The organism is Sphingomonas sp. CCH21-G11 (assembly GCF_001555965.1).
Classification (GTDB): Bacteria; Pseudomonadota; Alphaproteobacteria; order Sphingomonadales; family Sphingomonadaceae; genus Sphingomonas.
Genome location: NZ_LSHX01000054.1, coordinates 13,835 through 28,581, shown reverse-complemented (window position 1 = coordinate 28,581; position 14,747 = coordinate 13,835). Strand labels below are relative to the sequence as shown.

The 14,747-nt window shown below is 68.3% G+C and carries 14 protein-coding genes; 7 read left to right on the top strand and 7 right to left on the bottom strand.

Annotation, left to right across the window (positions count from 1 at the left end):
- Nucleotides 1-49 precede the first annotated feature (49 nt).
- The gene (locus tag AX676_RS14740) at nucleotides 50-346 is read left to right on the top strand and encodes a sel1 repeat family protein (RefSeq protein WP_066483450.1); all 297 of its coding nucleotides are present in this window, start codon (nucleotides 50-52) and stop codon (nucleotides 344-346) included.
- Between the two features lie 44 nt (nucleotides 347-390).
- On the opposite strand, the gene topA is transcribed toward AX676_RS14740, so the two are convergent.
- Entirely contained in the window at nucleotides 391-2,943 is a 2,553-nt protein-coding gene (gene topA, locus AX676_RS14735; RefSeq protein WP_066483449.1) for a type I DNA topoisomerase, read from the bottom strand.
- Between the two features lie 171 nt (nucleotides 2,944-3,114).
- Here topA and AX676_RS14730 point away from each other — a divergent pair, with 171 nt between their 5' ends.
- The gene (locus AX676_RS14730; RefSeq protein WP_066483445.1) at nucleotides 3,115-3,549 is read left to right on the top strand and encodes a hemerythrin domain-containing protein; all 435 of its coding nucleotides are present in this window, start codon (nucleotides 3,115-3,117) and stop codon (nucleotides 3,547-3,549) included.
- Nucleotides 3,550-3,555: 6 nt separating this feature from the next.
- Here the strand turns inward: AX676_RS14730 and dprA are convergent, their stop codons facing one another.
- Complete coding sequence (gene dprA, locus AX676_RS14725) at nucleotides 3,556-4,644, bottom strand: DNA-processing protein DprA (RefSeq protein ID WP_066483439.1); 1,089 nt, start codon at nucleotides 4,642-4,644, stop codon at nucleotides 3,556-3,558.
- Nucleotides 4,637-5,245 (bottom strand): glycerol-3-phosphate 1-O-acyltransferase PlsY, encoded by a 609-nt coding sequence (plsY, locus tag AX676_RS14720; RefSeq protein WP_066483436.1) that lies wholly within the window; start codon nucleotides 5,243-5,245, stop codon nucleotides 4,637-4,639. Before plsY ends, dprA begins: the two co-directional genes overlap by 8 nt.
- Nucleotides 5,246-5,326: 81 nt before the next feature.
- Between plsY and murI the strand changes: the two genes are divergently transcribed.
- Nucleotides 5,327-6,145 (top strand): glutamate racemase, encoded by an 819-nt coding sequence (murI, locus tag AX676_RS14715; protein WP_066483706.1) that lies wholly within the window; start codon nucleotides 5,327-5,329, stop codon nucleotides 6,143-6,145.
- 23 nt (nucleotides 6,146-6,168) lie between these two features.
- Here murI and AX676_RS17950 read toward each other — a convergent pair whose 3' ends face one another.
- Nucleotides 6,169-6,345 (bottom strand): hypothetical protein, encoded by a 177-nt coding sequence (locus tag AX676_RS17950; protein WP_156437861.1) that lies wholly within the window; start codon nucleotides 6,343-6,345, stop codon nucleotides 6,169-6,171.
- A gap of 264 nt (nucleotides 6,346-6,609) precedes the next feature.
- Here AX676_RS17950 and hemA point away from each other — a divergent pair, with 264 nt between their 5' ends.
- Together hemA and AX676_RS14705 are read left to right on the top strand one after the other, a co-directional pair.
- Complete coding sequence (gene hemA, locus AX676_RS14710) at nucleotides 6,610-7,824, top strand: 5-aminolevulinate synthase (protein ID WP_156437868.1); 1,215 nt, start codon at nucleotides 6,610-6,612, stop codon at nucleotides 7,822-7,824.
- Between the two features lie 60 nt (nucleotides 7,825-7,884).
- Nucleotides 7,885-9,042 carry an endonuclease/exonuclease/phosphatase family protein gene (locus AX676_RS14705; protein ID WP_066483433.1) on the top strand — a complete coding sequence of 386 codons (1,158 nt, stop codon included), beginning with the start codon at nucleotides 7,885-7,887 and terminating at the stop codon, nucleotides 9,040-9,042.
- Nucleotides 9,043-9,059: 17 nt separating this feature from the next.
- Here the strand turns inward: AX676_RS14705 and AX676_RS14700 are convergent, their stop codons facing one another.
- The 3 genes from AX676_RS14700 to AX676_RS14690 form a co-directional block, all read right to left on the bottom strand.
- Entirely contained in the window at nucleotides 9,060-9,722 is a 663-nt protein-coding gene (locus tag AX676_RS14700; protein WP_066483425.1) for a class I SAM-dependent methyltransferase, read from the bottom strand.
- Complete coding sequence (locus AX676_RS14695; protein WP_066483424.1) at nucleotides 9,719-10,954, bottom strand: DUF3419 family protein; 1,236 nt, start codon at nucleotides 10,952-10,954, stop codon at nucleotides 9,719-9,721. Before AX676_RS14695 ends, AX676_RS14700 begins: the two co-directional genes overlap by 4 nt.
- A 209-nt stretch (nucleotides 10,955-11,163) precedes the next feature.
- Nucleotides 11,164-11,631 carry a hypothetical protein gene (locus tag AX676_RS14690; protein ID WP_156437860.1) on the bottom strand — a complete coding sequence of 156 codons (468 nt, stop codon included), beginning with the start codon at nucleotides 11,629-11,631 and terminating at the stop codon, nucleotides 11,164-11,166.
- Between the two features lie 92 nt (nucleotides 11,632-11,723).
- Between AX676_RS14690 and rpiB the strand changes: the two genes are divergently transcribed.
- Complete coding sequence (rpiB, locus tag AX676_RS14685; protein ID WP_066483422.1) at nucleotides 11,724-12,167, top strand: ribose 5-phosphate isomerase B; 444 nt, start codon at nucleotides 11,724-11,726, stop codon at nucleotides 12,165-12,167.
- A gap of 108 nt (nucleotides 12,168-12,275) precedes the next feature.
- On the top strand, nucleotides 12,276-14,747 hold the full coding sequence (locus AX676_RS14680) for a glycoside hydrolase family 3 protein (protein ID WP_231725990.1): 2,472 nt from the start codon (nucleotides 12,276-12,278) through the stop codon (nucleotides 14,745-14,747).

Genomic DNA, 14,747 nt, shown 5'->3' with positions numbered 1-14,747 from the left:
AAACTGTGACGGCAATCCTTCCCCTGGCAAAGAAGGGGATGGGGGCATCATGGCCAACAGTCTGAAGAGTGCGCGGTTTCTGATCGAAAGCCGTCTGGAGGACGCCGCGCGCGGCGACACCGACGCCTATTTCGATCTCGGCATGGTTTATTCGAGCGGATCGGGCGGGGTCGGCATCGACCTGATCGAAGCGCATAAATGGTTCAATCTCGCCGCGATGACCGGGGACACGCGGGCTCAGCTCTGCCGCGCCGAAGTGGCCGATGAAATGACCGCACGTGAAATCGCGCTGGCGCAGAAGCAGGCACGCGCCTGGCTTCAGATGACCACCCTCAAGGCGGCGTGACATGATCCGCTGGCCCCGCCCAAGCGACGCATCGCCCGGCGCGGTCAGCTCTTCGTCACCGCTTTCTTCGCAGCCGCTTTCTTCGGCGGGGCCTTGCTGGACCCCGCCGGCTTCTTGGACGCCGCCTTCTTCCTGCCCTTGGCCGGAGCCGCTGCGGCCTTCGCATCGATCAGCGCCACCGCCTCCTCGGGCGTGAGCGCGTCCTTGTCCGCCGATTTGGGCAGCGTCGCATTGGTCGTGCCGTCGGTCAGATAGGCGCCATAGCGCCCCTCCATCAGCTTGATTTCCGCGCCCGAAACCGGATGCGCGCCAAAGCTGCGCAGCGGTTCGCGCGCTGCCCCGCGCTGGGGCCGGCCGCCCCCGGCGGCGGCTTCCGCTAGCTTGACGACCGCCGCGTTCATGCCGGTATCGAACACCTCTATCGTCGAGGTCAGCCGCGCATATTTGCCGTTATGCGCCAGATAAGGCCCATAGCGGCCGATTGCCGCGGTGATCGGCTCGCCGCTCTCCGGATGCAGGCCGACGGTGCGCGGCAGCGACAACAGCTTGAGCGCCCATTCCAGATCAGGTTCGGGCACATCCTTGGGGATCGACGCGCGCTTGGCGTCCTTGCCGTCGCCCAGTTGCAGATAGGGGCCGAAGCGCCCCGACCGTCGCGAGACGTCGAGCCCGGTTTCGGGATCCTGACCCAGCACCTCGGGCCCGGTGTCCTCGCCCGCCTCGCCGCCGCCCTGGGCGAAGCGGCGGGTATACTTGCATTCGGGATAGTTCGAGCAGGCAACGAAGGCGCCGAACCGGCCGCCGCGCAGCGCCAGCCGACCCGCACCGCAATTGGGGCACAGCCTCGGGTCTGACCCGTCGGCCTTGGGTGGGAACAGATATGGCTCGAGAAACTGGTCGAGCGCCGCGGTGATGTCGGAGGGCTTCTGTTCCATCACCTCGGCGGTGCGCGGCTTGAAATCGCGCCAGAAGGCGTCGAGCACCGCCTGCCACGCCGCCCGGCCACCGGACACGTCGTCCAGCTCCTCCTCCAGGCCGGCGGTGAAGTCGTAGCTCACATATTTCTCGAAGAATCGCTCGAGAAACGCGGTCAGCAGCCGGCCCGACTCCTCGGCAAAGAAGCGGTTCTTCTCGACGCGCACATAGGCGCGGTCCTTGAGCACCTGAATGATCGAGGCATAGGTCGACGGGCGGCCGATGCCCAGTTCCTCCAGCCGCTTGACCAGCGACGCTTCGGAAAAGCGCGGCGGCGGCTGGGTGAAATGCTGCTCGGCGGTCACGTTCTTGCGCGCGGGGGCGTCGCCCTCGCGGATCAGCGGCAGGCGGCGTGAATCCTCGTCACCCTCCTCATCCCGGCCTTCCTCGTACAGCGCCATGAAGCCGGGAAAGAGCACCACCTGGCCAGTCGCGCGCAGCGCGTGGCGGCCGGTGCCCTCCTCCAGTTCGACGGTGGTACGTTCCAGCCGCGCCGATGCCATCTGGCTGGCCAGCGCGCGCTTCCAGATCAGCTCATACAGCCGCGCATGATCGCCCGATCCCATCCGGTCGCGGCTGAAATCGGTCGGCCGGATCGCTTCGTGCGCTTCCTGCGCGTTCTTCGCCTTGGTCTGGTACTGGCGCGGCTTGTCCGGGACATAACCGCCGTCATAGCGCTGGGCGATCGCGCGGCGCGCCGCGTCGATGGCGCTGCCGTCCATCTGGACGCCGTCGGTGCGCATATAAGTGATCGCACCGTCCTCGTAGAGGCCCTGGGCGATGCGCATCGTGTGGCTGGCGGAAAAGCCGAGCTTGCGCGCGGCTTCCTGTTGCAGGGTCGAGGTGGTGAACGGCGGCGGCGGGTTGCGCGTCGCAGGCTTGGTTTCGACCGACGCAACGCTAAAACGCCCTGCTTCGACCGCGGCCTTGGCGCGCAGGGCGGTGCCTTCGTCGCCGATCGAAAGCCGGTCGAGCTTGGTGCCGTCAAAGCGCACCAGCCGCGCCTGGAACGGCGTGCCGTCCTGTTCGAACTCGGCGATGACCGACCAATATTCCTGCGGCCGGAACCCCTCGATCTCGCGCTCGCGCTCGACGATCAGGCGCAGCGCGACCGACTGCACGCGCCCCGCCGACTTGGCGCCGGGCAGCTTGCGCCACAACACCGGCGACAAGGTGAAACCGACCAGATAATCGAGCGCGCGCCGCGCCCGATAGGCATCGATCAGGTCGGTATCGAGCTGGCGCGGCTGGGCCATCGCCTGCAGCACCGCCGCCTTGGTGATCGCATTGAAGGTGACGCGCTCGACCTCGCCCGGCAACGCCTTGCGGTGCTTCAGCACTTCCTGAACGTGCCACGAAATCGCCTCGCCCTCGCGGTCGGGGTCGGTGGCCAGGATCAGCCGGTCGGCCTTCTTCGCCTCGTCGGTGATCGCCTTCAGCTGCTTCGACTTGTCGGCATAGGTTTCCCACGCCATCGCGAAATCTTCATCGGGGTTCACCGATCCGTCCTTGGGCGGCAAATCGCGGACGTGCCCGTAGGAGGCGAGCACGCGATAGTCCTTGCCCAGATATTTCTCGATGGTTTTCGCCTTGGCGGGCGATTCGACGATGACAAGCTGCATGGGGTGCGACGGTTCCTTACGTGTACGCGCGAGGATGGAGAGCGGCACGCGGTGGCGTCAAGCGGCGTTGCCCGCCCGATGACGCGGCGCCGCTCATGGCGCGGTGCGGACGGTTTGTTAAGGGTCTTGCGGCTAGATCGTGACAGCTACGTTTCGAGGTGACACCTGTCCTTGTCTCACCACTCGCTTGAACGGCTGATCGGCGATCACCGGCGCATCGTTGCGCTGGCGACGGCGCTTGCCGACGCGGCGGTGGATCCCCACCAGCGACCGCACCAGCTGCGCGACGCGGTCGACGGGCTGCTCGAAGCGGTGATCCCCCACCTCGCCAATGGCGATCGCGACATCTATCCGCGACTGCTCGCCTGCAACGACGACCCCGATGCCCGCGCGGCGCACGACGCGATCCGCCGCTTCGAAGGCGCGGCGGTCGACTGGCTGGGCTATGGCGCGCACTGGCACGAAGAAGCGATCATGCGCGACCGCGCTGGCTTTGCGGAGGCGACCGCGCAGCTGATCGACCAGCTGCATGCGCGCATGCGCAGCGAAAACGAGCTGCTGTATCCGCTCGCGCTGCAGGCCTCCGCGATTCGTCTGCGCGCCTGACGCGGATCAGACCAGGCTCACCCGGGCCCCGGCATGGCGTTCGAGCCGGCCGGCAAGCTCGAGCTCGAGCAGCACCGTCTGGACGATGGCCGGGGCGATCGCGGCCTGACGGATCAGTTCGTCGACCGCGACCGGCACGGGACCGAGCAGATCGGTGACGCGCCGGCGTTCGCTGGCATCGACATCGGCCGTCACCGGCGCGGGGTGATAGGTCGATTCCGGCGAGCGGACCGCGCGGGGATCGATCGGCCGAACCGCTTCCAGAATGTCGTCGACCGACTGGACCAGGGTCGCCCCCTCGCGGATCAGCAGATTGCAGCCCTGCGCGCGCGGATCGAGCGGCGAGCCGGGCACCGCCATCACCTCGCGGCCGGCGTCCGCGGCGATCCGCGCGGTGATCAGCGATCCCGATCGCGGGGCGGCCTCGACCACCACGGTGCCCTGTGTGGCGCCTGCGATGATGCGGTTACGGGTGGGGAAATGGCGCGCCAGCGGCTCGGTGCCCGGGGGCTGTTCGGCCAGCAGCAGCCCGCGCCCGGCGACATCCTCCTGCAGGGCGGCATTTTCCGGCGGGAAAACGCGGTCAATGCCGCACGCGATGACCGCCACGGTGCCGGTGTCGATCGATCCCTGATGCGCGGCGGTATCGACCCCGCGCGCCAGCCCCGACACGACGCTCACCCCCTGTCGCCCCAACCCGATCGCCAGTTCGCGCGCGAACCGGCAACCCGCCGCCGACGCGTTGCGCGCACCGACCAGCGCGATGGCGGGCCGCGCCAGCAGCGCGGTGTCGCCGCGCACGGTCAGCACCGGCGGCGCGCTCTCCAGCTCGGCGAGCAGCGCGGGATAGTCGGGATCGTCGATGAAGACGTGGCGCGCGCCGAGCCGGTCGACGGTCGCGATCTCCCGCGCGATCATTGCCGGATCGGCGAGGGTCGGCGGGCGTCCGCCGCCGCGCGCGGCCAGCATGGGCAACGCCTCGATCGCGCGCGCGGCATCGCCGAACCGCGCGATCAGCTGGGCGTAGGTGACGGGCCCGATGCCGTGCGCGCGGATCAGCCGCAGCCGGTCGGCCCGACCGGTCGGATCAGGCACGCGGACCTGCGCCCACCCGCGGCTCCGTGCCCGCGACTAGGCGCGCGATGTTGCCGCGATGCTTCCATCCGACGATCAGCGCGAGCGCGAGCGACAGCGGAACCAGGTCGCTGCGCCCCATTAACGCCAGCGAAACCGGGGCGGAAAACGCCGCGGCAAGCCCCGCGACCGACGAAATGCGCAGCGCCGCCAGCAGGCCCAGCCACACCCCCGCATAGACGAACGCGGCGGGCGCGTGCAGCGCCAGCACCACACCCATCAGGGTGGCGACGCCCTTGCCACCCAAGAAGCGCAGCCACACGGGGTAGCAATGTCCGACGAATGCCGCCGCCGCGGCGAGCGGAGCGTGGCCGGGCACGATCGCATCGGCCAGCGCCACCGCCGCCCAGCCCTTGGCGACGTCGAGCGCCAGCGTGGCCGCGGCCAGCCCCTTGCGCCCGGTGCGCAGGACGTTGGTCGCGCCGATATTGCCCGATCCGATCTGGCGAAGGTCGCCCGCACCTGCCGCGCGGGTGAGCAGCACGCCGAACGGGATGGATCCCAGCAGATAGCCGATCAGCAGCGCGAGCGCCGGTGCCTGCCATAGAATTTCGGTCGGCACCGTGCCCTCGACCCCTTATCCGGTTCCGACCGATCGAATACGGCCTTGATTTGGCGCGCGCAACCGCCGCATGGCGCGCCGATGATCGCGCGCGAAACGCTGTCGCCGGCGGACCGGCCGCTGCTGTTCTTCGATTCGGGGATCGGCGGTCTGTCGGTGCTCGCCGCCACCCGATCGCTGCTGCCGCAGGCGCCAATCGTCTATGCCGCCGACTCGGCGGGATTTCCCTATGGCACGCGAAGCGAGGCCGACATTGCCGCGCGCGTGCCCGCGCTGCTCGGCCGGCTGGCCGAACGCTATGATCCGCGCCTGATCGTGGTCGCGTGCAATACCGCGTCGACGATCGCGCTCGCCGCCGTCCGTTCCGCGCTCGACCTGCCCGTGGTCGGCACCGTGCCGGCGATCAAGCCCGCCGCCGCGCTCAGCCGCACCCGCGTGATCGGGGTGCTCGGTACCGAGGCGACAGTGCGCCAGCCCTATGTCGACGAACTCGCGCGTGCCTTTGCCGCGGATTGCCGCGTTCTGCGCCACGGCTCGGCGGCGCTGGTCGAGATGGCCGAGGCCGTGCTGCGCGGCGAGGACGTCCCCTACGCGGCCTATGCCGACGTGCTTGCCGGGCTGCTCGACCAGCCCGGCGGCGACCGGATCGACGTCGTCGTCAACGCCTGCACCCATTTTCCGCTGGTCGAGGCGCAGCTGAAGCGCGCCGCCCCCCGCCCGCTGCATTTTGTCGATGGATCAGCCGGGATCGCGCGACGCGTCCAGGCACTGACGGTGGACCAGGCGTGGCCAGCGTCGCCGCGCGCCAATGTCGCCGTATTCACTCGACGCGACGCGGCGACCGCGCGGCTTGAGCCCGCTTTGGCCGGCTATGGCCTGACCCGGATCGAAACGCTCTGATCGCCGGGCGGCGCGTGCTGCGCTCAATTGGTCGGCGCGGTCTCCCCAGCCGCCGACTGCGCATCGCGCGCGGCAAGTTCGCCATAGCGTTTCGCCATGGTCAGATGCGCCGAACGGGCACATTGATCCGCGGCGCGATCGGCGAGCAAGCGCGCCTGTTCCGCACGGCGCGCATAATATTCGGTGTTGGACGAAGCCATGTCTCAGCCTCCTGCATTTCATTGGCGCGCGGCGAATATCGATCGCGTCGATGCGTGCGACTCGGGGAAGGGAGTGCGATATCGGGGGGGTAGCACAGCGCGCAGGTCGCGTCCTTGATCGAGAGCAATGTCGAAACTTTGCGCAATATCAGTCAGATGCGCTATCTCGTCCGCCTGTCAACCGGGTCCTTTGGCGGCTGGAAAAACGCGGGCGTCGCGTCTAGATACGCGCGCATGACACGAATTGCGGACGTGGGACCGGTCATGGATTATCAGCGCGCCTTCACCCAGGCGATCGACCGGCTGCACGCCGAGGGGCGCTACCGCGTCTTTATCGACATTTTGCGCAACAAGGGTGCCTTTCCCAACGCGCGCTGCTTCGCCGGCCATAACGGCCCCAAGCCGATCACGGTGTGGTGCTCCAACGACTATCTGGCGATGGGCCAGCACGCCGACGTCATCGCGGCGATGGAGGAGGCGCTGCACAATGTCGGCGCGGGATCGGGCGGGACCCGCAATATCGGCGGCAACACGCATTATCATGTCGACCTTGAGCGCGAACTGGCCGACCTGCACGGCAAGCAGGCGGCGCTGCTGTTCACGTCGGGCTATGTCTCGAACGAAGCGACGCTGTCGACGCTGGCAAAGATCCTGCCCGGCTGCATCGTGTTTTCGGACGCCCTCAACCATGCCAGCATGATCGCCGGCATCCGCAATTCGGGCTGCGAGAAGCGGGTATTCCGCCACAACGACCTCGCGCATCTCGAGGAGCTGCTGGCCGAGGCCGATCCCGCCGCGCCCAAGCTGATCGCGTTCGAAAGCGTCTACTCGATGGACGGCGACGTCGCGCCGATCGCGGCGATCTGCGACCTTGCCGACAAGTATAACGCGCTCACCTATCTCGACGAGGTTCATGCCGTCGGCATGTACGGCGCGCGCGGCGGCGGCATTTCGGAGCGCGACGACGTCGCCGGCCGGCTGACGATCATCGAGGGCACGCTGGGCAAGGCATTCGGGGTGATGGGCGGCTATATCACGGCGGACCAGACCATCATCGACGTCATCCGCAGCTATGCGCCGGGTTTCATCTTCACGACCTCGCTGTCGCCGGTGCTCGTCGCCGGCGCGCTGGCGAGCGTGCGCCACCTGAAGGCGTCGAGCGTGGAGCGCGACGGGCAACAGGCGGCGGCGGCGACGCTGAAGGCGATGCTGGCCGCAGCGGGCCTGCCGGTCATGGCGACGACGACGCACATCGTGCCGCTGATGGTCGGCGACCCGGTCCGCGCCAAGCGGATCAGCGACATCCTGCTCGCCGAATACGGCGTCTACGTCCAGCCGATCAATTACCCGACCGTGCCGCGCGGCACCGAACGGCTGCGTTTCACCCCCGGGCCGAGCCACACGCCGGAGATGATGCGCGAGCTGACCGACGCGCTGGTCGAAATCTGGGAACGGCTCGAGCTGCGCAAGGCCGCCTGACGCCCGCGGTCATCGCCGCGTCACCTCCCGCGCGCATGATCGCGCTCGGGGGGATGGCCGATGACGATGATCCATTCGCTGCGCTGGCGCTTTACCGATCCGCTCCACCGCCGCTTCGTTGCCGAACGGCTGGCCGCGCTCAAGGCGGCGCTGCAGCGCGAGATAACGCAGGGGACGAGCGAGCGCAGCCTGCGGCTCGCCACCTGGAACCTGATGCATTTCGGCAATGGCGGCGGGTATCGTCGCACGCCCGAATCGATGCTCTACATCGCCGAGATCATCGACCATTTCGATCTGGTCGCGGTGCAGGAGGTCAATCGCGACCTGACCGCGCTCGACACGCTGGTCAACGATCATCTCGGCACCGACTGGGACTATCTGGTCACCGACACGGCGGGCGGCACCTCGCGTGAAGGGGGGCCGGGCAATCACGAGCGGCTGGCCTTTCTCTATCGCCGGGGCAAGGTGCATTTTGCTCGCGAAACCGGCGAGATCGTCTTGCCCGAGGGTCAGGAGATCGCCGCGCCCGGCGCCGACGGCGTCACCCGCCATGTCCAGTTCGCGCGCACGCCGTTCACCGTCGCGTTCCGCGCCGGCTGGCTCAAGTTCAAGCTCTGCACCGTCCACATCTTCTACGGCGACGCACGCGAAGGCTCGCCGGAAATGGCGCAGCGCCGTGCGGAGATCGCACAGATCGCCCGCTTCCTTGCCGACCGGCAGGCGGACGAGGCGCGCGCCGCCGTCCGCCGCGCGCGGGAGGACGGCTGGGTCCGTCCCGAAGATGCCGGGCGCGACGCAAACTATATCCTGCTCGGCGATTTCAACATCGTCTCGCCCGCGCACGAGACGATGCAGGCGCTGGAGGCTGCGGGATTCACCGTGCCGACCGCGCTGCACACCACCAATCTGGGCAATGACCATCATTACGACCAGATCGCGGTCAAGGCCGCGCATCCCGGCTTTGCAGTGCGCAATTCGGGCGTGTTCGACATGCTCGGGCACGTGTATCGCGACGAGGATGCGGCCTTCTACATCGATCACCTGAAGCCGGAGCGTATTGCGGTCGACGGCGACGGCAATTTGCGCCCACGCGATCGTCAGGTCGACTATTTCCGGCGCTACTACCGTCGGCATCAGATGTCCGACCACAAGCTGTTGTGGTGCGAAATCGCGATCGACTATGCCGACGCCTATCTGGCCGAAATAGCCGGGGCATGACCGTTGACCCGGCGACGTCAGTCCCGGCCGGCGGCCAACGTCGCGCGCCAGGCATAGCCACGATAGAGCGGCTGGAAACGCGCTTCCAACCCCGCCGCGCGCGCGACGCGGGCGATGACGCGATCCAGGTCGGCGCGCGGGCTGACGTGGAATTTGGCGAGCCAGGCGAACAGCAGCCTGCGCCACGGGCGGGGCAGCTGCTCCTGCTGGCCGAAATCGACGATCTGCAGCGTGCCGCCGGGCGCCACGACCGCGGCGGCGGCGGCGATCGCATCCTCCCAGCCGGGAATCATCGAGATGGTGTAGCTCATGAACACCCGGTCGAACTGGTCACGGCCGAACATGGCGGCGGCATCGAAGCCGGTCGCGTCGCCCTGGGCCAACGTGATGCGTGCGCTCAACCCCGCGCGCGCGACATTCGCCCGCGCGGTCGCCAGCATCGCTTCGGAAATGTCGAAGCCAAAGAATTGCGCGTGGCGGTAGCGCCGCGCCGCCGCGATCAGGTTGCGCGCGGTCCCGCAGCCGACCTCGAGCACCGCGCCGCCCGCGGGCGGGGCAAGGTCGCGCAGCAAGGCGTCGCGACCGAGCAGATAATATTTGCGCGTCAGGTCGTAGATGTGGCGCTGGGTCGCATAGACCGCGTCCATCCGCCGCGCATGATCGCGCGCGCCGTCGCTCATCCTTTCAGCACATAGAGATGCACGCCGCCATAGATCGCAGAGCGGTCGCGGCGGGTATAGTCGAGCGATTCGTCCGCACGATAATCCCAGCGGTCGAGGATCGCGTCGGGCACGCGGCCGGGCAGCAGGCTGGGCTGGGCCGCGGTGCGGAACAGCACCCGCGCGCCGGGCTTCGCGGTCCGCGTGATGCCGGTCCACAGCCGGGTCAGCACCGCGTCGGTCATCCAGTCCTGGGCATCGAGCAGGATATAGCGATCGAGCGACGCATCGGGCATCGCGTCAAGATAATCGCACATGTTGGCGTGGCGCACCTCGACCCGGTCGACCCGCTCGACCACCGCCTGGTAATTGGCGGGTTCGAGATAGGGGGGTAGCGGCGCCGCCGGCCCTTCGCCATAGCCGCGCCCGAACGCCTGCCACGCGAAATAATTCTGCGAGAGGTCGAAATCGCAGGCGAGCTTTTCCAGCCGCTGCTTGAGCACCGCCGAAATGCCCTGCGGATCATCGGACGCCAGCGCCTCATACTGCGCGGGCGGAATGCCCAGCCCGAAAAGCGACGCGGGTTGATCGACCAGCCAGCGGACGAACTTCTTGTCGAACACCGGGGCGAGCTTGGTCTCGAAGATCTCGCGCTGCTCCTCGATCGTGCGCGCTTCCAGCATCACGCGCGGATCGATGCCATAGAGCTTGGCGACCAGATGCGCGGCGCCGATGAAACCGCCGAGCAGTCCGCGCTTGTAGAATCCCTTGGAAAAGCCGGTGATCCGCTTGCGCCCGATCAGCCCGCGCCCTTCCCAATAGCGCCGCGACACATCGTCGAGATGCGGACGAACATACGCCATATAGGCTTCGACATTCTCGCGCCGGTTGGCTTGGCCGAAAAAGCGGTGGAAGGCGGCATGGTCGGGCAGGTGCCGCGCCGCCGCCAGCTTGAGCTTGTTGAGCGCGATATGTGCGGTGTTGAGGTCGACCGCGGTGATCGCGGCGGGATCGGCGGTCAGGTAGCTGAGCACGTTGCAGCCGCCCGACGCGATCGTCACGACATGGCAATCGGGCGTGATCGCCAACGCCTCCAGGTCGACGACCGGATCCTCCCAGATCTGGGCATAGACCAGCCCCCGGAAGGCGAAGGTGAAGGTCCGTTCGAGCAGCCCCTGCTTCGAGAGATGGTCATGCCGGTGCACCGCGCCGCGCACGGCCACATTCCGGGGAGCATTTTCAACCAGCGCCATGTCGTGAAATCCCCTCAAGCGCACGCCGCGCCGGTGAATGCCGTGCGCGTTAGGCTGACATTATGACGCTTGCGTTGCAAGTGCGTGACGGGCCGGGTCGGGTTGCGCGCGCGGCCGGCAAATCCGGCGCGCACGCGCGGGCGTCTGCGCCCCCGCCGTCACGCGCGGCGGACGCTGCCACGCGCGCTTCACCCCGGAATCCGCGGCCGTCAGGCGCGGCAATAGCCCTCGCCGGTGCGCACGATCAGGCAATCCGATTTGTCGAGCAGATACTTCATGCCGGTCGCCTCCCCGTTGCCGGGCGTCAGCGTCTGGTCGCCGTCCGGGCGGGTAAAGCGCAGCACGCCCCCGGTCACCGATCCCTTGAACGACCCTTCGGCATCGGCGTCCAGGCCCCAGCGGTTGCGGATGGTGTAATGGCCGGGCCCGACTTCGGAATCGGCTGCGATGTCTAGGAACATGCCCTCGGGGCCGATCCAGCGGCCGGCGAAGTCCGGTTCGGGGGCGCTGTCATTGGCGGCCACGGTGCTTTCGGCAGCAGCGTCGGCGTCGTTATCACCGGCATCGAGGGGCATCGTCACATTGCTCTCGACCGTCGCCGGTTCGCGCGTGTCGTTGCATCCGCCGACCAGCATCAGCGTGCCGGCCAACATCATCCATCCTGCGGTGCGTGCCATGATCGTTTCCTGATGCCCATGAGCGGTGCACCGAGGCTAGCCCGAGGCGCGCCGGCGGGCTAGGGCGTTTCGTGCAACCGGAGAGCCAGCCCATGCCGCACCAGATCGTCCTCGCCTCCGACCATGCCGCCATCGAGCTGAAGGCGGCGCTCGCGCAATGGTTGCGTGAAGCCGGGCATGACGTCACCGACCTTGGCCCGCAGGATGCGACCAGCGTCGACTATCCCGATTATGGCTATGCGCTCGCCGGACATGTCGCGGCCGGAAAGGCGACATTCGGCATCGCGCTGTGCGGATCGGGGATCGGCATCTCGATCGCGGTCAATCGCAACCCGGCGTGCCGCTGCGCGCGCGTTGACGAGCCGCTGTCGGCGCGGCTGGCGCGCGAGCATAATGACGCCAACGTCCTGGCCATGGGCGCGCGGCTGATCGGCCTCGACCAGGCGAAGGCGTGTGTGGAGGCATTCCTGAGCACATCCTTTGCCGGCGGACGTCACCAGCGTCGCGTCGACAAGCTGAGCGCGCCAACCGGCTGAGCGCTGATCGCATCCCGACACTGCCCAGCCCCTTGATTTGACCACCACACCCTGTCATCACCCGTGTGAGAACGTTCACAATAATCGAACGGAAAGACGGAGGCACGGGTGCGTAGAACGGTCGGTGCAGCATGGATCATGCTTGGGTCGATGGTGGCGGCGGCGGGAGCCAGCGTCGGCCTTGCGCATCAGGGTCGCGCACAGCCCGCACCCGCCGAAACGGGCGTGGCCGATCCTGGAAAGTGGCCGCGCGCCGCCAGCCCGGCCACGATCACCACACCCGCGACCGAGGCCGAGATCGACCGATTGATCGCGCGCATGACGCTGCGCCAAAAGGTCGGCCAGTTGATCCAGGCGGACATCGCGTCGATCACGCCTGCCGACCTTGCCGAATATCCGCTTGGCTCGATCCTGGCCGGCGGCAATTCCGGTCCGTTCGGCGATGAACGCGCCAGCCCTGCCAAATGGGCCGAGCTGGTCGCCGCCTTTCGCGACGCCTCGCGCAAGGCGGGGGCGGGCGTGCCGATCCTGTTCGGGGTCGATGCGGTGCACGGCCATTCCAACCTGCCCGGCGCCACCATCTTTCCGCACAATATCGGCCTGGGCGCGGCGCGTGACCCCGAACTGATCCAGCGGATCGGCGCGGCAACCGCGGCGGAAATCGCCGGCAGCGGTATCGAATGGACCTTCGCGCCGACATTGGCGGTGCCGCAGGACCCGCGCTGGGGCCGCACCTATGAAGGCTATTCGTCCGATCCGGCGCTGGTCGCCGATTATGCGCGGGCGATGACCCTGGGGCTGCAGGGCACACTGGTTGCCGGCAGGCCGCTCGACGCCCACCGGGTCGCGGCGACGGCCAAGCATTTTCTGGCGGATGGCGGCACCCAGGACGGCCGCGACCAGGGCGACGCCGTGATCGGCGAGGCCGAACTGATCGACGTCCACGCCCGCGGCTATCCGCCGGCGATCGACGCAGGCGCGCTGACCGTGATGGCCAGCTTTTCGAGCTGGAACGGAGTCAAACACCACGGCAACAAATCGCTGCTCACGGACGTGCTGAAACAGCGGATGGGCTTTGCCGGCCTGGTCGTCGGCGACTGGAACGGCCATGGCCAGATCCCCGGCTGCAGGCCCACCGATTGCCCGGCCGCGGTGAATGCCGGCCTCGACCTCTATATGGCGCCTGACAGCTGGAAGGGGCTGTTCGCCAGCACGTTGGCGGCGGCGCAGTCCGGCCGCATTCCGGCCGCGCGGATCGACGATGCGGTGCGCCGCATCCTGCGGGTCAAGTTCAAGCTTGGCCTGATGGGGACCACGCCCGTGGCGCGCGGCGATGTGGCCAGCATCGGCGCGCCCGATCACCTGGCACTCGCCCGCGAGGCCGTCGCGAAGTCGCTCGTCCTGCTCAAGAACCAGGGCAATGTCCTGCCGGTCCGGCCGGGCAGCCGCGTGTTGATCGCGGGCAGCGGCGCAGACGACATGGCGATGCAGGCGGGCGGCTGGACGATCAGCTGGCAGGGCACCGACACCCGCGCGCAGGATTTTCCGCGCGGGCGCACCATCGGCCGCGCGATCGTCGACGGCGTGGCCGCCGGCGGCGGCACCGCGACGCTGGCCCCGATGCCGAGCGATGCAGAGGTGGCGGGCGCGGATACCGCCATCGTCGTGCTGGGCGAAAAACCCTATGCCGAGTTCGAGGGCGACGTGCCCAGCCTGGCCTTTCGCCCCGCCGCCACCGATGCGGCGCTGGTCGCGCGGCTGAAGGCGGCGGGCAAGCGCGTCGTCATCCTGTTCCTGTCGGGCCGGCCGATGTTCGTCGGCGGCCTGCTCAACCAGGCCGATGCCTTTGTCGCCGGCTGGCTGCCCGGCACCCAGGGCGAAGGCGTGGCCGATGTGCTAATCGCCGGCGCAAATGGCCGGCCGGCGCGCGACTTTACCGGCCGGCTGCCCTTTGCCTGGCCCGACGATGCGCGCGCGCCGGTCAAGCAGCCGCTGTTCCCGGTCGGCTATGGCCTGGACTACACGCGCGGCGGGTCGCTTGCGCGGGTCAACGAAGATCCGCGCGTCGACCTTGCGGCCGAGGAGGTCGCGACCAACTTCGTCGTGCGCGGCAAGGTGCCGGCACCTTGGCGCCTCGCCGACGACGGTGCGATCGCCACGCGCGCGATCGACCTGAAGGCACAGGAGGATGCGCGCCAGCTCACCTGGCTTGCCGACGCCGTGCTGACGATCAACGGCCCCGCAATCGATTTGACCCGCCAATCGAATGGCGGCCTCGCCTTGTTCATCGAATGGCGAATCGACCGCCGCGCGGCTGGGCCCGTGCGGGTCGCAATCGGCGAAGGCGCGATCGACCTCACCGCCGCGCTTGCCGCCAGCACCCCCGGCACGGTCGTGGAGACCCGGGTGCCGTTGCACTGCTTTGAAAAAGCGGGCACCAAGATCGCATCGGTCGGTTCACCGTTCCGCGTGCAGGCGCCCAAGGGCTTCGTCGCCACGTTGCGATCGGTGCGGATCGAGGCCGGGTCGGGCGTTGCCGCCTGCCCCGGCACATCGAACCAACCCAGCCATCGGGAGTGA